Below are 19,808 nucleotides of genomic sequence, written 5' to 3'. Positions count from 1 at the left end.
GAGTGTTTGGCGGCCGGCCTCGGGGCCGGCTCCAACGAGGGGGAAGAAGAATTGGCAAAGGCTGCGGCTCGCAAGTCGCCGACGCGCGACGACGCTCTCGACAAGGCACTTCGTCTTCTGGAAACGCTGCCGCTGGTCGACGGCCACAACGACCTGCCGTGGGTGATCCGCCAGGATCCCACGGTCCGCGGCGATGTCCTGGCATATGACCTGACGCGTGAGCACCAGGACGGTGACACCGACATTCCCCGCCTGCGCGCCGGCCGCGTCAGTGCCCAGTTCTGGGCGGCCTTCATCCCCACCTATGTGCCCCATCCGGGCCGCACGACTCTGGAGCAGATCGACACCATCCTGCGCATTCAGGAAGCGCACCCCGACGTCTTCATGCCGGCAACGAAGGCCAGCGACATCGCCAAGGCCAAGAAGCTCGGCAAGATTGCCTCCTTCATCGCCGTGGAAGGCGGCGTCGGCCTCGAGAACAGCCTGGCGCCCCTGCGCGTCTGGCACGCCGCCGGCGCGCGGCTGATGACGCTCTGCCACAACGAGACGCTGGACTGGGTCGATTCCGCCACCGACGCGCCGCGCCACGGCGGCCTCACGGCCTTCGGCCGCGCCGTCGTGCGGGAGCTCAACCGCCTCGGCATGATCGTCGACTGCGCCCATGTCTCGCACGATGTCATGCGGCAGGTGCTGGACATCTCGCGCGCGCCGGTCGTCTTCTCCCACTCCAATGCCTTCGCCCTGTGTGACCATCCGCGCAACGTGCCGGACGACGTGCTGGCCCGCCTCAGGACCAACGGTGGCATCGTCATGGCCACCTTCGTGCCGGATTTCATCAGCCAACAGTCGCGCGACTGGATGCGCCCGCTGAAGGACGAGTTCGGCAAGGGGCGCCACGACATCTCCGTGGACGACGCCGTGGCGGCGCGCACGCGCGAGGCGGGCCCCTGGCCACGCGGCACGCTGGAGCAGCTGTGCGATCACATCGAGTATATCGCCGACAAGGCCGGTATCCGGCACGTCGGCATCGGCTCCGACTTCTTCGGCGGCCCGACGCCGCAGGGACTGGAGAATGCGAGCCGCTTCCCCCACCTCCTGGCCGAGCTTATCCGCCGCGGCTGGTCGGAGGACGCCATTGCCGGCATCGCCTCGCGCAACTTCGTGCGCGTGTTCCGCGCCGTCGAGCGCATCGGGCGCGAGCTGCGAAAGGTGGAGAAGCCGGCACTCGGCACGGTGGAGGAGATCGACGGGCGCTAGCCTCCGCGCCCGTCAGTTCCCGCAGGGGCCGGCGTCTCCGCCGCCCCGAAGCCGCAACGCCCGCCTCCTAAAGCGGGATATTGTCGTGCTTGCGCCAGGGCCGCTCGGCCTTCTTGGTGCGCAGCATGGCGAAGGCGCGCGCCACGCGCCGGCGCGTCGAGTGCGGCATGATCACTTCGTCGATATAGCCGCGCTCGGCGGCGACGAAGGGTGACATGAAGCGGTCCTCGTACTGCTTCGTGCGTGCCGCGATCTTCTCCGCATCGCCGATATCCTGGCGGAAGATGATCTCCACCGCGCCCTTGGCCCCCATCACGGCGATCTGCGCCGTCGGCCAGGCGTAGTTCACGTCGCCGCCGACGTGCTTCGACGCCATGACGTCATAGGCGCCGCCAAAAGCCTTGCGCGTGATGACCGTGACGAGCGGCACCGTGGCTTCCGAATAGGCGTAGAGCAGCTTGGCGCCGTGCTTGATGAGGCCGCCATACTCCTGCGCCGTGCCGGGCAGGAAGCCGGGCACATCGACAAAGGTGAGGATCGGGATCTCGAAGGCATCGCAGAAGCGCACGAACCGCGCCGCCTTGCGCGAGGCATCAGCATCGAGCACGCCGGCGAGCACCATCGGCTGGTTGGCCACGACACCAACCGTGCGGCCTTCAAGCCGGATGAATCCCGTTATGATATTCTTGGCATAAGCCTCTTGAATCTCGAAGAAATCTCCTTCGTCCGCAACCTTCAGGACGAGTTCCTTCATGTCATAGGGCTTGTTCGGGTTGTCCGGCACGAGCGTGTCGAGTGACATCTCCACCCGGTCCGCCGGGTCGTCGGTCGGCCATTCCGGCACGCCCTCGGTGTTGTTGGACGGCAGGAAGTCCATCAGCCGGCGGACCTGCAGCAAGGCCTCCACGTCGTTGTCCCACGCGCCGTCGGCGACGGAGGATTTCGTCGTGTGTACCTTGGCGCCGCCCAGCTCCTCCGCGGTGACGGTCTCGTTGGTTACCGTCTTCACCACATCCGGCCCGGTCACGAACATGTAGCTGGTGTCGCGCACCATGAAGATGAAATCGGTCATGGCCGGCGAGTAGACGTCGCCGCCGGCGCACGGGCCCATAATCACCGAAATCTGCGGGATGACGCCCGAGGCAATGACGTTGCGCTTGAATACCTCGCCATAGCCGCCGAGAGCCGCGACCCCCTCCTGGATGCGGGCGCCGCCGGCGTCGAACAGGCCGATGATCGGCGCGCGCATCTTCACCGCCATGTCCTGGATCTTGGTGATCTTCTGCGCGTGCGTCTCCGATAGCGAGCCGCCGAAGACGGTGAAGTCCTTGGCAAAGACGAAGACGGTGCGGCCGTTGATGGTGCCCCAGCCGGTGACGACACCGTCGCCGGGAAACTTCGTCCCCTCCATGCCAAAGTCGACGCACCGATGCTCGACGAACATGTCGAACTCCTCGAAGGAGCCCTTGTCGAGCAGCAGCTCGATGCGCTCGCGCGCCGTCAGCTTGCCGCGCGCATGCTGGGCCGCGATGCGCTTCTCGCCGCCGCCGATGCGCGCACCGGCGCGCCGCTCTTCGAGCTTCTCGAGGATGTCCTTCATGCGCCTATCCCTCGGTCGGTTCCCTCTTGCTGCGTGCTTAACACGCCGGCCGGGCCGCAGGAACCGATACGGTAGGCGGATAGGCGCAAGCCCGGATGCGGCAGGTTCCTGTCAAGCGAGGGCCCGCAGCATCTGCGCGGCAGCGGCAAACTCACGCCAGCGCGCCGCCCGACGCTCAAGGGCCTCCTGGTCCTCACCCCAGATCTCCATCTGCACGTCCTCGTCGACATGCGCCGCGAGCCACGCGGCCTCCGGCGTCAGGTGGTCCAGCGCAACGGCGAGCGCAATGAGCGCCGAGCCGCTCAGCGTCGTCAGCACGTGCAGCGCGGCGAGCGCCATCGGGCGGTCGAAGCGGGCAACAGCCGCAGCCACGGCCGCGAGCGAGGCCTCGGGCTGGGCCACAAACATCACTCCCTCGGCCAGCACAAAGCGCGCCCCAAGCGCCTCCCGCACCCAGGCGAGAATGGGATCCCAGATCTGCTGCTGACGCGCGACGAGGCGCTCCGGCCCCTCGGCGCGGTAACATAGCAGGTCCGAACCGGCGTATTTGACGACATCGGCCGCCACCGCCTCCATCTCCCGCGACACCCCGTCGATGGCCGAATTGGCGATGCGCGTGAGCGGCATCGCGGCCGGATCGATGTGCTCCCCCTGTGCGGCCCATTCCGCCGCCACGGCCTCGCCCGCCGCCTGCGTCGGCAGGGCCAGCAGGGCCTTGCCCGGGGTGCGGGCCGGACGCCCGTCGAGCAGCAGAACGAAGCCCTCCGCGCGCTCCTCCACCGCCGCTTCCTTGTAGAAGCGGCGCGGCAGGTGCGCCTTCATGGACTGCTGGGCCGCCCGCATGGGGTCGCGCACGGCCTCGCCTTCCTTCGGGAACCAGTCGATGGTCAGTTCGTCACGCATGGCGCGTCCTTAGCATGAAGAGGCCCCCGCGGCGACGGCGGAAACGATTCGCCGTCAATGGCTTCGAGTCGAAAGCGGAATCGGCGCTGCAGCCGCCAGTCAGGGCACCGCGCCGAGGCCCACGGTTGAATCGGTTTCAGCAAGAACAGCCGCAAGTTCCTCAACCGACTCCACAATCAGCTGCGCGCCAGCCGCCCGCAGGGCATCGACCTTGCAGTAGCCCCAGGCGACGCCAACGGCGCGGCAGCCCGCCGCCCGCGCCATCTGCATGTCGAAGGTGCTGTCACCGATCATGACGGTCTGCCCAGGCGTCGCCCCCACCTCTCCCATCGCCTGCTCCAGCATGGCCGGATGAGGCTTCGACGGCGCATCGTCCGCGGTTTGTACGCTCGCGAACAGCGTATGCCAGCCGTGGGCCTCGAACAGCCGCCGCACGCCGCGCTGCGACTTGCCGGTGGCAATGCCGAGGAAATGATTGTCCCGCGCCGCAAGATCACGCAGCAGGGCATCGACGCCCGGAAAGAGCTGCGAGGCCAGGGACGGCTCGGCAACGAGCCGCGCAAAGGTGGCGCGATAGGTCGCCTCCAGCGCGGCATGCGGGCCCTCCGGCCCGGCCAGCACCCGAAAGGTCTCCGCCAACGACAGGCCGACCACCGACAGCACCCGCTCCCGGCTCGGCGGCGGCAGGCCGTGGGCCGCAAAGGTCGCCTCCTGCGCGGCAACGAGCAGGTTCTGGCTGTCCACCAGCGTGCCGTCTATGTCGAAGACGAGGAAGCGCACTCCTAGTCCTCCGGTGCCTCGACAATCGGATCGTAGCCGCTCGTGTCGAAGCCGAGCAGGTTCCACGACTGCTGCATGTGCGGCGGCAGCGGCGCCGTCACGTCGATGGGCTTGCCCGTGCGCGGATGCGGAATGACGATGCGCCGCGCCAGCAGGTGCAGGCGGTTCTGGATGCCGCCCGGCAGCTCCCAGTTCTCGACGTTGAAATATTTCGGATCGCCGACGATGGGGTGGCCGATATGCGCCGTGTGCGCGCGCAGCTGGTGCGTGCGGCCCGTCACCGGCTTCAGCGAGAGCCAGGCGAGCTTCTGCGCCGCCGTATCCACCACGGCGTAATAGGTCACGGCGTGGCTCGCGCCCTCCTCCCCGTGCTGGGCGACGCGCATGCGGGCGTCGCCGTCGCCCGCCTCCTCCTTCGCGAGATAGGTCGAGATGCGCCCCTGCCGAACCCTCGGCACGCCGGCGACGAGCGCCCAGTAGATCTTGCGGGCCGAGCGCGAGCGGAATGACTTGGCGAGCGTCGTCGCAGCAAAGCGCGTCTTGGCGACGACGAGGCAGCCGGCCGTGTCCTTGTCGAGCCGGTGCACGAGGCGCGGCTTCTGCCCGTCGGCGTCACGCAGGGCCTCCAGCATACCGTCGACATGGCGCGTGGTGCCGGAACCGCCCTGCACGGCGAGCCCCATGGGCTTGTTGAGCACGAGGACGTCCTTGTCCTCGTAGAGCGTGATGGACTTGAGGAAAGCCGCGTCGCTCTGGTCCTTCGCCGGCGTGCGGGCGGCAGGCTTATTCTCCTCGAGCCTGAGTGGCGGCACGCGCACGCTCTGGCCTGCCTCGAGCCGGTCGTTCGGCTTGGCGCGCTTCATGTCGACGCGCAGCTCGCCCTTGCGCACGATGCGCTGGATGTGGGTGAAGGCGAGCTGCGGAAAGCGGGCGACAAGAAAGCGGTCGAGGCGCATGCCCGCCTCGTCGGGTGCAACGATCAGGGTCTGGACGCCGGTCACGAGCGTCTCGGTCGCTGCTGCCTTGGCGGCAGCCTTCGTCCCGGCCCCGGGCGGGGCCGCAAGCGCAGCCGCGCGCGGGGCCTTGGCAGGCGTCGCCTTGGTGCCATCGAGACCGCGCACGCTGCGCGCGGGCCCCTTGCCCGCGCCTTTGGCCTTGCCTGCGCCCTGAGCCGCCTGCTGCCCGGCACGTCCCGGCCTGCGGCCGCTCCGCGTGGGCGCACCGGCGCGCGGGCCTGAGCCGCCGGAGCCGGATCTCGTGTGCTTCATGCTATGCTCCGAATGACAGCCGGGCCCGGGACGTCGCGCCCGGCCCCGTCGATAGCCTTTTCGGCAGCGAAAGTCACCGCCGCCGCTCGGCCCTCAGCTTCTCCCACCAGTCCAGCCGCTTGCGAATCTCGCGTTCGAAGCCGCGCTCCACGGGCTCGTAGAAGTGCTGGCGCCCGAGCTTCTCCGGCCAGTAGTCCTGTCCCGAGAAGGCATCGGGCTCATCGTGGTCATAGCGGTATCCCTGGCCGTAGCCCTCGTTCTTCATGAAGCGCGTCGGCGCATTGAGGATGGTCATCGGCGGCATGAGCGAGCCCGCCTCCTTGGCAACGCGGCTCGCGGCCTTGAAGGCCACATAGGCGGCGTTCGACTTCGGGGCCGTGGCGAGATAGATCGCGGCCTGCGCCAGGGCCAGCTCCCCCTCCGGCGAGCCGAGGAAGTCGTAGGCCTCCTTCGCCGCGTTGGCGACCACGAGGGCCTGCGGATCGGCGAGGCCGATGTCCTCCACCGCCATGCGCACCAGCCGGCGCGCGATGAACAGCGGGTCCTCGCCGGCGTCCAGCATGCGGGCGAGATAATAGAGCGCAGCGTCCGGGTCCGAGCCGCGGATCGTCTTGTGCAGGGCGGAGATGAGGTTGTAGTGCCCATCCTGCGACTTGTCGTAGATGGGCGCCCGCCGCTGCACGATCTCCTGCAGCTTGGCGGCATCGAAGACCTCACCCTCGCCCGCCGCGCGCCAGACCTCCTCCGCCAAGGTCAGGGAGGCGCGCCCGTCCCCGTCGGCCATGCGCACGAGCGACAGCCGCGCCCCCTCGTCGAGCGGCAGGGGCCTACCCTCAATCTCCTCCGCCCTTGCGAGGAGCTTCAGGAGCGCCTCGTCGTCGAGCGCCTTGAAGGTCATCACCCGAGCGCGGGAGAGGAGGGCGGCGTTCAGCGCGAAGGAGGGATTTTCCGTCGTCGCCCCGACGAGCGTGATGGTGCCGTCCTCCATCACCGGCAGGAAGGCGTCGAGCTGCGCCCGGTTGAAGCGGTGGATCTCGTCGACGAAGAGCAGGGTGCCCTGCCCCGCCGCCCGGCGGCCGCGCGCCGTATCGAAGGCCTTCTTGAGATCTGCCACGCCGGAGAAGATGGCCGACATCGGCTCGAAGACGAGCTTCGTCTCGCCAGCGAGCAGCCGCGCGACCGTCGTCTTGCCGGTGCCCGGCGGCCCCCAGAAGATGAGCGAGCCCACAGATCCGGACCGCAGGAGACGCGTCAGAGCCCCGTCCGGCCCCACGAGATGGTCCTGCCCCACAACGTCGGCTAGGCGCTGCGGCCGCAGCCGGTCGGCAAGCGGCCGCGGCGCCTGCCTGTCCAGCCCCGCAGCCCCGAAGAGATCGCTCATGGCCCCGCTCAGCCCCCGAGCACGGTGGTGAACACCTGGCCCTTGCGATTGATTGTCAGCTCCCAGTAGCGGGTGCGCCGGTTCGTCGCCTGCGCGAGATCGCGGGATGTCTCGATCCGCACGCCGTTGACGGCCAGAATGATGTCGCCCTTCTGGAAGCCGAACTGCGCCGCCGGGCTGCCTTCCACGAGCTCCGCCACGACGACGCCGCTGTCCGCATCCTCGAGATAGAACTCCTCGATAACCGCCGGAGAAAGATTGATCGCCGTGATGCCCGTCAGGGGCGTGCGTCCGCCGATCTTCACCGGATCGCGGGGCGGATCCTCCGGCGCGGTGGAGAGCGCGACCGTCAGGGTGATCTCCCTGCCGCCGCGCAGCACTGTCACCGGTACAGTGCCGCCGATCGGCCGCGTCGCGAAGCGGTAGCCGAACGCATCCGGATCGTCGATCTGCTGCCCGCCGACGGCAGTGATGAGGTCGCCGCGCCGCAGCCCCGCCTTTGCCGCCGGCCCGCGCTCATCCACCGAGGCAACGAGCGCACCCGCCGGGCGCGGCAGGCCGAGGCTCTCCGCGATATCGCTGGTGACCTGCTGAAGCCGCGCACCAAACCAGGGCCGACGCACGGCCGCCCCGCCGTTGCGCGCCGATTCGACGACGACGCGCACCATGGCCGAGGGAATGGCGAAACCGATGCCGTGGCTGCCGCCGGAACGGGAGAAGATCGCCGTATTGATGCCGACGAGCTCGCCCCGCATGTTGACGAGCGCCCCGCCCGAGTTGCCGGGGTTGATCGCGGCATCCGTCTGGATGAACGACTGGAAGTCGCTGATGCCGACCTGGGTGCGGGCAAGCGCCGAGACGATTCCCTGCGTCACCGTCTGTCCCACGCCAAACGGGTTGCCAATGGCGATGACGAAGTCGCCGACCTCCAGCCCGTCGGAATCGCCGAAGCTGAGCGCCGGGAACGGCCCCTTCTCCGCGATGCGAAGCACGGCGAGGTCCGTCCGCGGGTCGCGCAGCACGATCTCGGCCGCGAACTCGCGCCGGTCGGCCAGCGCCACCTTCACCTCCGTCATACCCTCGATGACATGGTTGTTGGTGACGACAAGGCCGGATGGGTCGACGATCACGCCCGAGCCGAGCGAGCGCTGCACCCGCTCGCGCGGCACGCCGAAGCCGTTGTCGCCGAAGAAGCGGCGGAAGAACGGGTCATCGAAGAAGGGATTGGACGGCCGCTTCTCAACGCGCGCGCCGTAGACGTTGACGACGCTCGGCGCCGCCCGCTTGACGACTGGCGCGAGCGAGAGCTGCACCTGTGCCCTGTCGGCGGGCACCTGGCGCTCCTGCGCCGGCGCCGGCCCCGCTGCCACGAGGGCCGAGACAAGGGCGGGAATGACAAGCAAACGGTGCATCGATGGTGTCTCGCTGTGCTGCCGTGGACGGATCGAAAGGTTTCCGTGGCAGATATAGTTTCCCAAGCGATTGCGCGCAAAGCGGGGCCGCTCTTCGCGATCCGTCTGCCCCCGTCACGTTTGCGCGGGAGCCCGACGGCCCAAAACAAAAGGGCGGCCGAAGCCGCCCTCCTGATGCCGATGACGCGAGGCTTACTTCTCGCCCGCCTCGATCACCTCTTCCTTCTGCGTCGGACCCGAGTCCTGGCCCTTGGCGTCGACATCGCGATCGACGAACTCGATCACGGCCATCGGAGCGTTGTCGCCATAGCGGAAGCCCGCCTTCAGCACGCGGGTGTAGCCGCCGTTGCGGTCCTTGTAGCGCGGGGCGAGCACGTCGAAGAGCTTCCTGACCAGCGCGACGTCACGGATCTGCGCGATCGCCTGACGACGGGCGTGCAGGTCGCCCCGCTTGCCGAGGGTGACGAGCTTCTCGACCACCGGGCGCAGATCCTTCGCCTTCGGCAGCGTGGTGATGATCTGCTCGTGCTTGATCAGCGCGCAGGCCATGTTGGCGAACATCGCCTTGCGGTGCTCGGACGTGCGGTTGAAACGACGATGCGCGTAACCGTGACGCATGGCTCTCTCCTTATCTTACGGCCGCCGTGCCAAGGTACGGCCGTCTCTTGTTGCTTCTGTCGGTCGGACGCGGCTGGCGTTCACCGCCGCGCAGAAGCCCGGCAGCGGACCGCCGGGCCGAAACTCAGTAGTGCTCTTCGAAGCGCTTGGCGAGCTCTTCGATGTTGTCCGGCGGCCAGCCGCTCACTTCCATGCCGAGGTGCAGCCCCATGGAGGCGAGCACTTCCTTGATCTCGTTGAGCGACTTGCGGCCGAAGTTCGGCGTGCGCAGCATCTCGGCTTCCGTCTTCTGGATGAGGTCGCCGATGTAGACGATGTTGTCGTTCTTGAGGCAGTTGGCCGAACGAACGGAGAGCTCGAGTTCGTCCACCTTCTTGAGCAGCGCCGGGTTGAAGGGCAGCTGCGGCGTGGAGACGGCCGTCTCCTCGCGGCGGGGCTCCTCGAAGTTGACGAACACCGCCAGCTGGTCCTGGAGGATGCGGGCAGCATAGGCCACCGCGTCCTCCGGAGTCACCGCGCCATTCGTCTCCACCGTCATCGTGAGCTTGTCGTAGTCGAGGATCTGGCCCTCGCGCGTGTTCTCCACGCGGTACGACACCTTCTTGACGGGGCTGTAGAGGCTGTCGACGGCGATGAGGCCGATCGGCGCATCCTCCGGCCGGTTATGCTCGGCCGCCACGTAGCCCTTGCCCGTGTTAACGGTAAACTCCATGCGGATCTCAGCCCCGTCGTCGAGCGTGCACAGCGGCAGCTCGGGGTTGAGGATCTCCACGTCGCCAACCGTCGCAATGTCGCCCGCCGTCACCACGCCGGGGCCCTGCTTGCGCAGCGTCATGCGCTTGGGACCGTCGCCCTGCATCTTGACCGCGATGGTCTTGATGTTGAGCACGATGTCCGTCACGTCCTCCCGCACACCGGGGATGGACGAGAATTCATGCAGGACGCCATCGATGTGCACGGCCGTCACCGCCGCGCCCTGCAGCGACGACAGCAGCACGCGCCGAAGCGCGTTGCCGAGCGTCAGGCCGAAACCGCGCTCCAGCGGCTCGGCGACAATCGTCGCCACGCGCCTGGCATCGTCACCGGGCGACACCTCGAGCTTGCTCGGCTTGATGAGCTCTTGCCAGTTCTTCTGGATCACGACCGCACCTCATGCGTGTCTCAAACGTCGGGCGGGGCACGGTGGCCTGCCCGCTACGGGCGCGGCGCGGCCGCAGGGGCCGCACCGGCGGGCATCAGACGCGCCGGCGCTTGCGCGGGCGGCAGCCGTTGTGCGGGATCGGCGTCACGTCCCGGATCGACGTGATCGTGAAACCCGCAGCCTGAAGCGCGCGCAGGGCAGACTCACGGCCCGAACCCGGACCGGAAACCTCGACCTCGAGCGTGCGCATGCCGTGCTCGGCCGCCTTGCGCGCGGCATCCTCGGCAGCGACCTGGGCCGCATAGGGGGTCGACTTGCGCGAGCCCTTGAAGCCCATGGCGCCAGCGGACGACCACGAGATCGTGTTGCCCTGCGCGTCGGTGATGGTGATCATCGTGTTGTTGAACGAGGCGTTCACGTGAGCGACGCCCGACACGATGTTCTTGCGTTCACGGCGGCGAACGCGGGTGGCTTCTCTTGCCATTCGTCAGGATCCTTCAAGCGCGCCCGTCATGCCAGGCGCTCGGGATGATGTCCCCGGAGGGACGCACGACACGAGCCCGCACGAGGCGGACCCGCAACATTACTTCTTCTTGCCGGCGATCGGCTTAGCCTTCCCCTTGCGGGTGCGCGCGTTCGTATGCGTGCGCTGGCCACGGACCGGCAGGTTGCGGCGATGGCGCAGGCCGCGGTAGCAGCCAAGATCCATGAGCCGCTTGATGTTCATCGACACTTCGCGGCGCAGATCACCCTCGACGAGATAGTCGCGGTCGATCGTCTCACGAATCTGCAGCACCTCCTGGTCGGTCAGCTCGTTGACGCGACGCTCCGGCGGGATGCCGACCTTCTGGCAGATCTCGCCCGCGTTCTTCGGGCCGATGCCATGGATGTACTGCAGCGCGATGACGACGCGCTTGTTCGTCGGGATATTTACACCAGCGATACGGGCCATTGCCGTCTCCATGTGGCCGGCCGGAAAGCCCGACCGGGTGTGGTTTTACCTGCGTCCGGTGGAGCCCGGCCCTTGCAGGCGTTCAATAAGACAAGCGACACCGCCTCCTCACGCAGAGGAAGCAGCATCGCTCTTGAACGTAGGGGGCGTCCACTACCGCCTTGTGACGGCAAAGTCAACCCGCCCACGAAACTCTCTTCACGCGCCGTCGAGCACGCGCTCGATGTCCGCCGAAACCTTCTCGATGTCCTGCATGCCGTCAATCACGGAGAGCTGGCCCCGCTCGGCATAGTAGGGCGCAACGACGGCAGTATCGCGGTTGTAGGCATCAAGCCGGGTCTTGAAGATCTCCGGGTCGTCGTCCTTGCGCACGGGCTCGCCGCGGGCTCTCGCCTCCTCCGCCCGCTTCACGATACGGCCGACGAGCTCTTCCTGGTTGACCTTGAGCTCGACCACCGCGTCGAGCTTGAGGCCCTTGCTCTCGAGCAGCGCATCGAGCGCCTTGGCCTGCGCCACGGTGCGCGGGAAGCCATCAAGGATGAAGCCCTTGCGGGCGTCCGGCTGCTCCAGACGCTCGGCGACAATGCCGATGACGATGTCGTCGGAAACGAGCTGCCCGGCGTCCATCACCGCCCGCGCCTTCAGGCCGATCGGCGTGCCGGCCTCGACGGCGGCGCGCAGCATGTCGCCCGTTGAAAGTTGCGGAATGCCGTAGCGCGCCACCAGCCGCTTGGCCTGCGTCCCCTTGCCTGCCCCTGGTGGCCCCAACAGAATGAGCCTCATTTGCGCCTTGCCCCCCGCAACTTGGCCTTCTTCACCAGCCCTTCGTACTGGTGAGCGAGAAGATGCCCATGCACCTGCGCGACCGTATCCATGGTCACGCTAACAACGATCAGGAGCGATGTGCCACCGAAATAGAACGGCAATGCGGCATAGGAGATGAGAATCTCCGGAATGAGGCAGATCAGCGCCAGATAGGCCGCGCCGATCACCGTGATGCGCGTCAGGACCGTGTCGATATACTCAGCGGTGCGCTCGCCCGGACGGATGCCCGGAATGAAGCCACCGTGCTTCTTGAGATTGTCGGCGGTCTCCGCCGGATTGAAGACGATGGCCGTGTAAAAGAATGCGAAGAAGATGATCAGCGCGACGTAAAGGACCATGTACAGCGGCCGGCCATGGCCGATGTAGGCGGAGAGGGTCGCGAGAAAACCGGTGCCCTGGTCCTGCGTGAAGGTCGCGACGGTCGTCGGCAGCAGCAGCAGCGAGGACGCGAAGATCGGTGGAATGACGCCGGCAGTGTTGAGCTTGAGAGGCAGGAACGACGTCTGCCCCTCATACATCCGGTTGCCGACCTGCCGCTTCGGATAGTTGATCAGCAGCCGACGCTGGGCGCGCTCCATGAAAACGATGAAGGCGATGACGGCAACCGCCATCACGAGCACGCCGAGGATGAGGCCCGTCGAGACCGCGCCCTGCCGGCCAAGCTCCAGCGTGCCGACGACAGCCGATGGCAGCTCGGCGACAATACCGGCGAAGATGATGAGCGAGGTGCCGTTGCCGATACCGCGCGAGGTGATCTGCTCGCCCAGCCACATCAGAAACATGGTGCCGCCCGTCAGCGTGATCACCGTCGAGATGCGGAAAAACATGCCGGGCTCGAGCACGACATTGCCCGAACTCTCAAGGCCGATCGCGATGCCGTAGGCCTGGAAGACGGCAAGGACGACGGTCAGATACCGCGTGTACTGGTTGATCACCTTGCGGCCCTGCTCACCCTCCTTCTTGAGGGCCTCGAGCGACGGCACGACGCTCGTCAGAAGCTGCACGATGATCGATGCCGAGATGTACGGCATGATGTTGAGCGCGAAGATGGCCATGCGGCCCACCGCGCCACCGGCGAACATGTTGAAGAGGCCGAGCACACCGGCCTGCGCCTGCCGGAAGATGTCCGCGACGGCGTTGGGATCGATCCCCGGCAGCGGGATGTAGGTGCCGAGACGGTAGACGACGAGGGCGGCAAGCGTGAACCAGATCCGCTTCTTGAGTTCCTCGGCCTTGGCCAAGGCCCCGAAATTCAGATTCGCTGCGAGCTGTTCAGCTGCCGATGCCATGTCGCTTTTTCCCCTACGATCCCCTCACGGACACGGCGGCCGGAGAAGTCTCCAGCCGCCGCACCTTGCTAAAGTGGGATCCAGCTCACGCTTCCGCCACGGGCTGCGAGAGAATCTTCACCGAACCACCGGCCTTCTCGATGGCCGAGATGGCGCTTTTGGAAGCGCCCGCAACCTCAAACACCAGCTTGGCGGTGAGTTCGCCCTGGCCCAGGATCTTCACGCCGTCGCGCGCGCGGGCGCAGACGCCGGCTGCGACGAGCGCCTCGACCGTGACCGGGGCGGAGGCGTCGAGCTTGCCCGCATCGATCGCCGCCTGGATCCGGCCCACGTTGACCTCGTTGAGATCACGCGAGAAGGGGTTCCAGAAGCCGCGCTTCGGCAAGCGCCGGTAGAGCGGCATCTGGCCACCCTCGAAGCCCTTGATGCGGACGCCCGAGCGAGAGGTCTGGCCCTTGACGCCACGCCCGCCGGTCTTGCCCTTGCCCGAGCCGATGCCCCGGCCGATACGCATGCGCTTCTTGGTCGCGCCCTGGTTATCGCGAATGTCAGTGAGTTTCATGGGTCTTCCCTCCTCACTGCTCGTCGACGACGCGCACGAGGTGCTTGACGCTCGCGATCATGCCGCGCACGGCGGGCGTGTCCTCGAGGGTCGAGCGGCGATGGAGCTTGTTGAGGCCGAGGCCGATCAGCGTCTTGCGCTGCACGCCGGGACGGCGCACCGGGCTGCCGATCTGCTCGACGGTGATGGTCTTGCCGGTCTTCTTCGCGGTCATCACCTGCCCTCCTCTCACGCGTCGGCGCCAGCGGCCTCGGCATCGCCATCGCGACGACGGGCCTGGAGGGTGGACACCTTGACGCCGCGGCGGGCAGCGACCGCACGCGGGCTGTCCTCGCGCTTCAGCGCGTCGAAGGTGGCCCGCACGAGGTTGTACGGGTTCGACGAGCCGAGCGACTTCGCGACGACATCGTGCATGCCGAGCGTCTCGAAAACGGCACGCATGGGGCCGCCGGCGATGATGCCGGTACCGGGCGGGGCGGCACGCAGAATCACGCGGCCGGCGCCCCAGCGCCCGGCGACGTCGTGATGCAGGGTGCGACCTTCCTTCAGCGGCACGCGGATCATGCTGCGCTTGGCGGCATCCGTGGCCTTCCGAATGGCCTCCGGCACCTCGCGGGCCTTGCCGTGGCCGAAACCCACGCGACCCTTCTGGTCACCGACGACGACGAGGGCGGCGAAGCCGAAGCGGCGACCGCCCTTTACAACCTTGGCGACGCGATTGATGTGGACCAGGCGATCCACGAACTCGCTGTCGCGCTCCTCGCGCTCACGCGATTGACGTTCTCTAGCCATATCTTCTTCTCAACTGACGCGGGGCGGCTCCGCTCGCAAAACATGCCACCTACGGCTGACTCGTGCCTGCGATGTGGGACACACATGCAATGCGCAAGGGCCGATGACAAGAGCCCAACCAGACTCTGAAACGCAAAAGCGGCTGCGCACCTTTGCGTTTCAGAGGCCGCTCAGGCGACGGAAACGGGCGAAGCGTCGTCCTGACGCTCCGCCCGCCCCTTGAATCTGCGGCTCAGAAGTTGAGGCCACCCTCGCGGGCCGCCTCGGCCAGAGCCTTCACGCGGCCGTGGTAGATGTACCGGCCACGGTCGAACACGACGTCCTTCACGCCGGCCTTGACGGCACGCTCGGCGATCAGCTTGCCGACGGCAGCGGCGGCCTCGACCGTCGCTCCCGTCCTCAGCTTCTCACGCATCTCCTTCTCGAGCGTCGAGGCCGAAACCAACGTGCGGCCGGCCTTGTCGTCGATGATCTGCGCGTAGATCTGCTTCGACGACCGGAAAACGCTCAGCCGAGGGCGGCCGTTGGCGGCGGCGCGGATCGCGCGACGCACGCGCGCCTGGCGGCGCTCGGTCGCGTTGAGGTGCTTGCCCATCTCATCCGCTCCTTACTTCTTCTTGCCTTCCTTGCGGAAGATGAACTCATCCACATACTTCACGCCCTTGCCCTTGTAGGGCTCGGGGCCGCGCAACTTGCGGATCTCCGAAGCGGTCTGACCGACCTTCTGCTTGTCGATGCCGCCAACGACGATCTCCGTCGGCTTCGGCGTCGCGATCGTGATGCCCTGCGGAATCTCGAAGTCGATGTCGTGGCTGTAGCCGAGCGACAGCTTCAGCACCTTGCCGGCAACGGCCGCCTTGTAACCGACGCCGTTAATCTCGAGCTTCTTCTCGAAGCCCTTCGACACGCCCTCGATAATGTTCGCAAGCTGCGACCGCGACATGCCCCACAGGGCACGTGCGCGCTTGGAATCGTCGCGCGGCTGGACCTTGATAGCCCCATCCTCCAGGGCGACGACGACGTCGTCGGGAACGATGAAGGCGAGCTCGCCCTTGGCGCCCTTCACCTTCACCGTCTGGCCATCGACGTTGGCCGTCACGCCGGACGGCACCACAACAGGCTTCTTACCGATACGAGACATTTGGCCTCTCCGTGGTTCTTGTCCGTGCCCTGAAGATCAGAAGACCTTGCAGAGCACTTCGCCGCCCACGTTCGCCTCGCGCGCCAGGTGGTCGGCCATAACCCCACGCGGCGTCGAGAGAATGGTGATGCCGAGGCCATCGGCCACGCGCGGCATGGTTTCGACCGAGGCATAGACGCGACGGCCGGGCTTGGACACACGCTCGATCGAGCGGATGACCGGCTCGCCGTCGTAGTACTTCAGCTCGATCTCGAACTCCGTACGGCCGTTGCCGTACTCGGTCGTCGAATAGCCACGGATGTAGCCCTCGGCCTGCAACACGTCGAGAACGCGCGCACGCAGCTTGGAACCAGGCGTGGTCACCTTGCTGCGGCGGCGCATCTGCGCGTTGCGGATGCGGGTCAGCATATCGCCGAGCGGATCATTGATTGCCATGGGGGCCTCCTTACCAGCTCGACTTGACCAGGCCGGGGATCAGCCCCTTGGACCCAAGCTCGCGCAGCGCGACACGCGACATCTTGAGCTTGCGGTAGTAAGCGCGCGGACGCCCCGTCACCTCGCAGCGATTGCGAAGGCGCGTGGGATTCGCGTTGCGCGGGAGCTCCGCCAGCTTCAGGCGCGCCTCGAAGCGCTCCTCCATCGACTTCGTCTCGTCGTTGGCGATGGCGAGCAGGCGCGCGCGCCGCCCCGCATACTTCTTCACAAGCCGCTCGCGCCGCTTGTTCTTCTCGATTGAACTCTTCTTCGCCATGTCTATCTCCGGTGTCCGCGTTTGAGAGAAATGGCTCTCACTGCCGGAACGGGAAGTTGAAGTGCTTGAGGAGAGCACGCGCCTCCTCGTCGGTCTTGGCCGTCGTGCAGACGATGATGTCCATGCCCCAGATCTGCTCGGTCTTGTCGTAGTTGATCTCGGGGAACACCAGGTGCTCCTTGATGCCGAGGGCAAAGTTGCCACGACCGTCGAACGACTTGGGGTTGAGACCGCGGAAGTCACGCACGCGCGGCAGGGCCACCGTGATGAGCCGGTCGATGAACTCATACATGCGGGCCTTGCGCAGGGTGACCTTGCAGCCGAGCGGCATGTTCTCACGCACCTTGAAGCCCGCAATGGCCTTGCGGGCCCGGGTGATCACCGGCTTCTGGCCGGCGATGAGGGCGAGATCCTCGGCCGCCACGGACGCCTTCTTGGAGTCGTTGACCGACTCGCCGACGCCCATGTTGATCACGATCTTCTCGATGGCCGGAACCTGCATCGGGTTCTTGTAGCCGAACTCCTCGATGAGCTTCGGCCGCACGACCTCTTCATAATGCTTCTTCAACCGCGGCGTGTAGGAGGCCGCGTCAATCTTCGCCGTCTCAGCCATCGATCAGATCTCCCGAGCGCTTGGCGAACCGAACCTTGCGCCCGTCCTCGAGCACCTTGAAACCGACACGGGTCGGCTTGCCGTCCTTGGGATCGGCCACGGCGAGGTTGGACAGGTGAATCGGCAGCTCCTTGGAGATGATGCCGCCCTCCTGATTCGCCGTCTGACGCTGATGGCGCTTGACGATGTTAATGCCACGGACGAGCGCGCGCTCCTCCTTCGGCAGAACGCGGACGACCTCGCCGGTGCGGCCCTTGTCGCGGCCGGCGAGCACGACGACCTTGTCGCCCTTCTTGATCTTCGCAGCCATCACAGCACCTCGGGCGCCAGCGAAATGATCTTCATGTGGTTCTTCGCGCGCAGCTCACGCGGCACGGGGCCGAAGATACGGGTGCCCACCGGCTCCTTCTGGTTGTTGATCAGAACGGCCGCGTTACGGTCGAAGCGGATGACCGACCCGTCGGGGCGGCGGATGTCCTTGGCGGTGCGCACGACGACAGCCTTCATGACGTCGCCCTTCTTCACGCGCCCGCGCGGGATGGCTTCCTTCACCGAGACGACGATGATGTCGCCGACGCTCGCATACTTACGCTTCGACCCACCCAGAACCTTGATGCACATCACGCGACGTGCGCCGGAGTTGTCGGCGACGTCGAGATTGGTTTGCATCTGGATCATGGCAACGATCCTTTCTCTGTCTCAAGCGGTTTCCGGCTCGGCCCCGGCCTGCCGGACTACGCCTGACGGGGATCTCCCGTCCCCTCGCCTACGCAATAGCGCACGCTCCATAACCGAATGTCCGCCCCGACGAAAGGGGGGCGGACGTCCGGAAACGCAGATTGCGCCAGATCTTTGTGGACCGGGCGGAGGACGGTGCCCACCTGCCCGCTCCGATCGTCAGGCCTTGGCCACCGCCTCGCGGACGACCCAGGTCTTCAGCTTCGACAACGGCCGGGATTCCTCGATCCAGACGATGTCGCCAACCTTGTACTGGTTGTTCTCGTCGTGGGCGTGGTAGTGCTTCGTCCGGCGCACCGTCTTCTTGAAGAGCGGGTGCGTGAACCGGCGCTCCACCTTCACCACGACAGTCTTGTCCTGCTTGTCGCTGACGACGACGCCCTGCAGTACACGTTTCGGCATAGTCGCCTCCTCAAGCCTTCGCTTCAGCGAGCTTGGCCCGCTGCAACGTGCGCACGCGCGCGATGTCCTTGCGAACCTCGGCAACGCGGGCGGTGTTCTCAAGCTGCCCCGTAGCACGCTGGAAGCGAAGATTGAACTGTTCCTTCTTCAGCTTCACGAGCTCGTCCTGGAGCTGATCGAGCGTCATGGCCTTGAGGTCGGCGAGTCGCTGCTTCGTCTTCATCTCCCGCTCCCTCACTCGGCAATACGCTGGACGAAGCGCGTCTTGATCGGCAGCTTCGCGGCGCCGAGACGCAGAGCCTCGCGGGCCACATCCTCGGCAACGCCATCGAGCTCGAACATGATGCGGCCGGGCTTTACGCGGCACGCCCAGTACTCGGGCGAGCCCTTGCCCTTACCCATACGCACTTCGGCGGGCTTGTCGGTCACAGGCACGTCCGGGAAGATCCGGATCCACACGCGGCCGGCGCGCTTCATGTGACGCGTGATGGCGCGGCGGGCGGCCTCGATCTGGCGCGCGGTAACGCGCTCCGGCTCCAGGGCCTTGAGGCCGAACTGGCCGAAATTCAGCTCCGTGCCGCCCTTGGCGACGCCGTGGATGCGCCCCTTGAACTGCTTGCGGAATTTAGTCTTCTTGGGCTGCAGCATTATCCTGCCTCCTGACCGCCGGCCGCCTTACGCCGCGGCCTCGCGACGGCCGCCGGAACGCTGCCCGCCTTCATCGGCGAGCCGCTTGTCCTGCGCCATCGGATCATGTTCGAGGATCTCGCCCTTGAAGATCCACACCTTGATGCCGCACGTGCCGTACGTGGTGAACGCAGTCGCCGTGCCGTAGTCGACGTCGGCGCGCAGCGTGTGCAGCGGCACGCGGCCCTCACGGTACCATTCCATCCGGGCGATCTCGGCGCCGCCGAGGCGGCCCGAGCAGTTGATGCGGATGCCCTCAGCACCGAGACGCATCGCCGACTGAACGGCACGCTTCATGGCACGGCGGAAGGCAACGCGGCGCTCGAGCTGCTGGGCGATCGACTCGGCGACGAGCGTCGCGTCAATCTCCGGCTTGCGCACCTCGACGATATTGATCGCCACGTCCGCGTCCGTCATCTTCGACACGATCTTGCGAAGCTTTTCGATGTCGGCGCCCTTCTTGCCGATCACCACGCCCGGGCGGGCGGAGTAGATCGTGACCCGGCACTTCTTGTGCGGGCGCTCGATGACGATCTTCGACACCGCGGCCTGCTTCAGCTGCTTCATCAGCGCTGCGCGGATCGCGAGGTCCTCGTGGAGGAGCTTGCCGTACTCACCCTTGTCGGCGAACCAGCGCGAGTCCCAGGTCCGGTTGATGCCGAGCCGCAGACCGATCGGGTTGACTTTCTGTCCCAT

At 66.7% G+C, this 19,808-nt stretch carries 26 protein-coding genes and 1 pseudogene; 1 reads left to right on the top strand and 26 read right to left on the bottom strand.

Annotation, left to right across the window (positions count from 1 at the left end; genetic code table 11):
• Window positions 1–51 precede the first annotated feature (51 nt).
• Window positions 52–1,257 carry a dipeptidase gene (locus HNQ73_RS01175; protein ID WP_183331435.1) on the top strand — a complete coding sequence of 402 codons (1,206 nt, stop codon included), beginning with the start codon at window positions 52–54 and terminating at the stop codon, window positions 1,255–1,257.
• 67 nt (window positions 1,258–1,324) lie between these two features.
• Here the strand turns inward: HNQ73_RS01175 and HNQ73_RS01170 are convergent, their stop codons facing one another.
• From HNQ73_RS01170 to rpsC, 26 genes and pseudogenes are all read right to left on the bottom strand, one after another.
• Window positions 1,325–2,857, bottom strand: coding sequence for an acyl-CoA carboxylase subunit beta (locus tag HNQ73_RS01170; RefSeq protein ID WP_183331433.1), 1,533 nt, complete (start codon window positions 2,855–2,857; stop codon window positions 1,325–1,327).
• A 111-nt stretch (window positions 2,858–2,968) separates the two neighbouring features.
• Window positions 2,969–3,760, bottom strand: coding sequence for an ATP12 family chaperone protein (locus tag HNQ73_RS01165; protein WP_183331431.1), 792 nt, complete (start codon window positions 3,758–3,760; stop codon window positions 2,969–2,971).
• Between the two features lie 99 nt (window positions 3,761–3,859).
• Window positions 3,860–4,540, bottom strand: coding sequence for an HAD-IA family hydrolase (locus HNQ73_RS01160; protein WP_183331429.1), 681 nt, complete (start codon window positions 4,538–4,540; stop codon window positions 3,860–3,862).
• Window positions 4,541–4,542: 2 nt separating this feature from the next.
• The gene (locus tag HNQ73_RS01155) at window positions 4,543–5,808 is read right to left on the bottom strand and encodes an RluA family pseudouridine synthase (RefSeq protein WP_183331427.1); all 1,266 of its coding nucleotides are present in this window, start codon (window positions 5,806–5,808) and stop codon (window positions 4,543–4,545) included.
• A gap of 73 nt (window positions 5,809–5,881) precedes the next feature.
• Window positions 5,882–7,189 carry a replication-associated recombination protein A gene (locus HNQ73_RS01150; RefSeq protein WP_183331425.1) on the bottom strand — a complete coding sequence of 436 codons (1,308 nt, stop codon included), beginning with the start codon at window positions 7,187–7,189 and terminating at the stop codon, window positions 5,882–5,884.
• Between the two features lie 8 nt (window positions 7,190–7,197).
• Window positions 7,198–8,601 (bottom strand): DegQ family serine endoprotease, encoded by a 1,404-nt coding sequence (locus tag HNQ73_RS01145; RefSeq protein WP_183331423.1) that lies wholly within the window; start codon window positions 8,599–8,601, stop codon window positions 7,198–7,200.
• Between the two features lie 192 nt (window positions 8,602–8,793).
• Window positions 8,794–9,219, bottom strand: coding sequence for a 50S ribosomal protein L17 (gene rplQ, locus HNQ73_RS01140; RefSeq protein ID WP_183331421.1), 426 nt, complete (start codon window positions 9,217–9,219; stop codon window positions 8,794–8,796).
• Between the two features lie 124 nt (window positions 9,220–9,343).
• The gene (locus HNQ73_RS01135; RefSeq protein WP_183331419.1) at window positions 9,344–10,360 is read right to left on the bottom strand and encodes a DNA-directed RNA polymerase subunit alpha; all 1,017 of its coding nucleotides are present in this window, start codon (window positions 10,358–10,360) and stop codon (window positions 9,344–9,346) included.
• Window positions 10,361–10,454: 94 nt separating this feature from the next.
• A complete protein-coding gene (rpsK, locus tag HNQ73_RS01130) occupies window positions 10,455–10,844 on the bottom strand; it encodes a 30S ribosomal protein S11 (RefSeq protein ID WP_183331417.1) in 390 nt (129 codons plus the stop codon).
• 99 nt (window positions 10,845–10,943) lie between these two features.
• The gene (gene rpsM, locus HNQ73_RS01125; RefSeq protein WP_183331415.1) at window positions 10,944–11,312 is read right to left on the bottom strand and encodes a 30S ribosomal protein S13; all 369 of its coding nucleotides are present in this window, start codon (window positions 11,310–11,312) and stop codon (window positions 10,944–10,946) included.
• Window positions 11,313–11,510: 198 nt separating this feature from the next.
• Window positions 11,511–12,095: an adenylate kinase gene (locus tag HNQ73_RS01120; RefSeq protein ID WP_183331413.1), complete on the bottom strand. Its 585-nt coding sequence runs from the start codon at window positions 12,093–12,095 to the stop codon at window positions 11,511–11,513.
• Window positions 12,092–13,426, bottom strand: a complete 1,335-nt coding sequence (gene secY, locus HNQ73_RS01115) for a preprotein translocase subunit SecY (protein ID WP_183331411.1) — start codon at window positions 13,424–13,426, stop codon at window positions 12,092–12,094. Before secY ends, HNQ73_RS01120 begins: the two co-directional genes overlap by 4 nt.
• A gap of 68 nt (window positions 13,427–13,494) precedes the next feature.
• Window positions 13,495–13,988 (bottom strand): annotated as a pseudogene (gene rplO, locus HNQ73_RS01110) (50S ribosomal protein L15).
• 13 nt (window positions 13,989–14,001) lie between these two features.
• Window positions 14,002–14,202 carry a 50S ribosomal protein L30 gene (rpmD, locus tag HNQ73_RS01105; RefSeq protein WP_183331407.1) on the bottom strand — a complete coding sequence of 67 codons (201 nt, stop codon included), beginning with the start codon at window positions 14,200–14,202 and terminating at the stop codon, window positions 14,002–14,004.
• A 14-nt stretch (window positions 14,203–14,216) separates the two neighbouring features.
• Entirely contained in the window at window positions 14,217–14,780 is a 564-nt protein-coding gene (rpsE, locus tag HNQ73_RS01100; RefSeq protein WP_183331405.1) for a 30S ribosomal protein S5, read from the bottom strand.
• Between the two features lie 232 nt (window positions 14,781–15,012).
• Complete coding sequence (gene rplR, locus HNQ73_RS01095; RefSeq protein ID WP_183331403.1) at window positions 15,013–15,375, bottom strand: 50S ribosomal protein L18; 363 nt, start codon at window positions 15,373–15,375, stop codon at window positions 15,013–15,015.
• Window positions 15,376–15,387: 12 nt separating this feature from the next.
• Window positions 15,388–15,921: a 50S ribosomal protein L6 gene (gene rplF, locus HNQ73_RS01090; RefSeq protein WP_183331401.1), complete on the bottom strand. Its 534-nt coding sequence runs from the start codon at window positions 15,919–15,921 to the stop codon at window positions 15,388–15,390.
• Window positions 15,922–15,957: 36 nt separating this feature from the next.
• Window positions 15,958–16,356 carry a 30S ribosomal protein S8 gene (gene rpsH / locus HNQ73_RS01085; protein WP_183331399.1) on the bottom strand — a complete coding sequence of 133 codons (399 nt, stop codon included), beginning with the start codon at window positions 16,354–16,356 and terminating at the stop codon, window positions 15,958–15,960.
• A gap of 10 nt (window positions 16,357–16,366) precedes the next feature.
• Window positions 16,367–16,672: a 30S ribosomal protein S14 gene (gene rpsN / locus HNQ73_RS01080; RefSeq protein ID WP_183331397.1), complete on the bottom strand. Its 306-nt coding sequence runs from the start codon at window positions 16,670–16,672 to the stop codon at window positions 16,367–16,369.
• A 37-nt stretch (window positions 16,673–16,709) separates the two neighbouring features.
• Entirely contained in the window at window positions 16,710–17,285 is a 576-nt protein-coding gene (rplE, locus tag HNQ73_RS01075; protein ID WP_183331394.1) for a 50S ribosomal protein L5, read from the bottom strand.
• The gene (gene rplX, locus HNQ73_RS01070) at window positions 17,278–17,595 is read right to left on the bottom strand and encodes a 50S ribosomal protein L24 (RefSeq protein WP_183331392.1); all 318 of its coding nucleotides are present in this window, start codon (window positions 17,593–17,595) and stop codon (window positions 17,278–17,280) included. Before rplX ends, rplE begins: the two co-directional genes overlap by 8 nt.
• A complete protein-coding gene (gene rplN / locus HNQ73_RS01065; RefSeq protein WP_027317113.1) occupies window positions 17,595–17,963 on the bottom strand; it encodes a 50S ribosomal protein L14 in 369 nt (122 codons plus the stop codon). Before rplN ends, rplX begins: the two co-directional genes overlap by 1 nt.
• Window positions 17,964–18,182: 219 nt before the next feature.
• On the bottom strand, window positions 18,183–18,425 hold the full coding sequence (rpsQ, locus tag HNQ73_RS01060; protein WP_183331390.1) for a 30S ribosomal protein S17: 243 nt from the start codon (window positions 18,423–18,425) through the stop codon (window positions 18,183–18,185).
• A 10-nt stretch (window positions 18,426–18,435) separates the two neighbouring features.
• Window positions 18,436–18,648: a 50S ribosomal protein L29 gene (gene rpmC, locus HNQ73_RS01055; RefSeq protein WP_183331388.1), complete on the bottom strand. Its 213-nt coding sequence runs from the start codon at window positions 18,646–18,648 to the stop codon at window positions 18,436–18,438.
• An 11-nt stretch (window positions 18,649–18,659) separates the two neighbouring features.
• Window positions 18,660–19,073 (bottom strand): 50S ribosomal protein L16, encoded by a 414-nt coding sequence (gene rplP, locus HNQ73_RS01050; protein ID WP_183331386.1) that lies wholly within the window; start codon window positions 19,071–19,073, stop codon window positions 18,660–18,662.
• A gap of 27 nt (window positions 19,074–19,100) precedes the next feature.
• Window positions 19,101–19,808: a 30S ribosomal protein S3 gene (gene rpsC, locus HNQ73_RS01045; protein WP_183331384.1), complete on the bottom strand. Its 708-nt coding sequence runs from the start codon at window positions 19,806–19,808 to the stop codon at window positions 19,101–19,103.

The sequence above is a fragment of the Chelatococcus composti genome (assembly GCF_014201415.1).
Taxonomy (GTDB): Bacteria; Pseudomonadota; Alphaproteobacteria; order Rhizobiales; family Beijerinckiaceae; genus Chelatococcus_A; species Chelatococcus_A composti.
This window is presented reverse-complemented; position numbering and strand designations above follow the sequence as displayed.

Coding starts and splice junctions, on each gene's coding strand:
- rplN (WP_027317113.1), bottom strand. CDS start 17,963: ATGATCCAGATGCAAACCAATCTCGACGTCGCCGACAACTCCGGCGCA.
- rpsC (WP_183331384.1), bottom strand. CDS start 19,808: ATGGGACAGAAAGTCAACCCGATCGGTCTGCGGCTCGGCATCAACCGG.
- rpmD (WP_183331407.1), bottom strand. CDS start 14,202: ATGACCGCGAAGAAGACCGGCAAGACCATCACCGTCGAGCAGATCGGC.
- HNQ73_RS01120 (WP_183331413.1), bottom strand. CDS start 12,095: ATGAGGCTCATTCTGTTGGGGCCACCAGGGGCAGGCAAGGGGACGCAG.
- rplQ (WP_183331421.1), bottom strand. CDS start 9,219: ATGCGTCACGGTTACGCGCATCGTCGTTTCAACCGCACGTCCGAGCAC.
- HNQ73_RS01165 (WP_183331431.1), bottom strand. CDS start 3,760: ATGCGTGACGAACTGACCATCGACTGGTTCCCGAAGGAAGGCGAGGCC.
- rplR (WP_183331403.1), bottom strand. CDS start 15,375: ATGGGCAAGCACCTCAACGCGACCGAGCGCCGCCAGGCGCGCGTGCGT.
- HNQ73_RS01170 (WP_183331433.1), bottom strand. CDS start 2,857: ATGAAGGACATCCTCGAGAAGCTCGAAGAGCGGCGCGCCGGTGCGCGC.
- secY (WP_183331411.1), bottom strand. CDS start 13,426: ATGGCATCGGCAGCTGAACAGCTCGCAGCGAATCTGAATTTCGGGGCC.
- rpsQ (WP_183331390.1), bottom strand. CDS start 18,425: ATGCCGAAACGTGTACTGCAGGGCGTCGTCGTCAGCGACAAGCAGGAC.
- HNQ73_RS01145 (WP_183331423.1), bottom strand. CDS start 8,601: ATGCACCGTTTGCTTGTCATTCCCGCCCTTGTCTCGGCCCTCGTGGCA.
- HNQ73_RS01150 (WP_183331425.1), bottom strand. CDS start 7,189: ATGAGCGATCTCTTCGGGGCTGCGGGGCTGGACAGGCAGGCGCCGCGG.
- rplE (WP_183331394.1), bottom strand. CDS start 17,285: ATGGCTGAGACGGCGAAGATTGACGCGGCCTCCTACACGCCGCGGTTG.
- HNQ73_RS01155 (WP_183331427.1), bottom strand. CDS start 5,808: ATGAAGCACACGAGATCCGGCTCCGGCGGCTCAGGCCCGCGCGCCGGT.
- rpsN (WP_183331397.1), bottom strand. CDS start 16,672: ATGGCGAAGAAGAGTTCAATCGAGAAGAACAAGCGGCGCGAGCGGCTT.
- rplX (WP_183331392.1), bottom strand. CDS start 17,595: ATGGCTGCGAAGATCAAGAAGGGCGACAAGGTCGTCGTGCTCGCCGGC.
- rplP (WP_183331386.1), bottom strand. CDS start 19,073: ATGCTGCAGCCCAAGAAGACTAAATTCCGCAAGCAGTTCAAGGGGCGC.
- rpsK (WP_183331417.1), bottom strand. CDS start 10,844: ATGGCAAGAGAAGCCACCCGCGTTCGCCGCCGTGAACGCAAGAACATC.
- rpsH (WP_183331399.1), bottom strand. CDS start 16,356: ATGGCAATCAATGATCCGCTCGGCGATATGCTGACCCGCATCCGCAAC.
- rpmC (WP_183331388.1), bottom strand. CDS start 18,648: ATGAAGACGAAGCAGCGACTCGCCGACCTCAAGGCCATGACGCTCGAT.
- rpsM (WP_183331415.1), bottom strand. CDS start 11,312: ATGGCCCGTATCGCTGGTGTAAATATCCCGACGAACAAGCGCGTCGTC.
- rplF (WP_183331401.1), bottom strand. CDS start 15,921: ATGTCTCGTATCGGTAAGAAGCCTGTTGTGGTGCCGTCCGGCGTGACG.
- rpsE (WP_183331405.1), bottom strand. CDS start 14,780: ATGGCTAGAGAACGTCAATCGCGTGAGCGCGAGGAGCGCGACAGCGAG.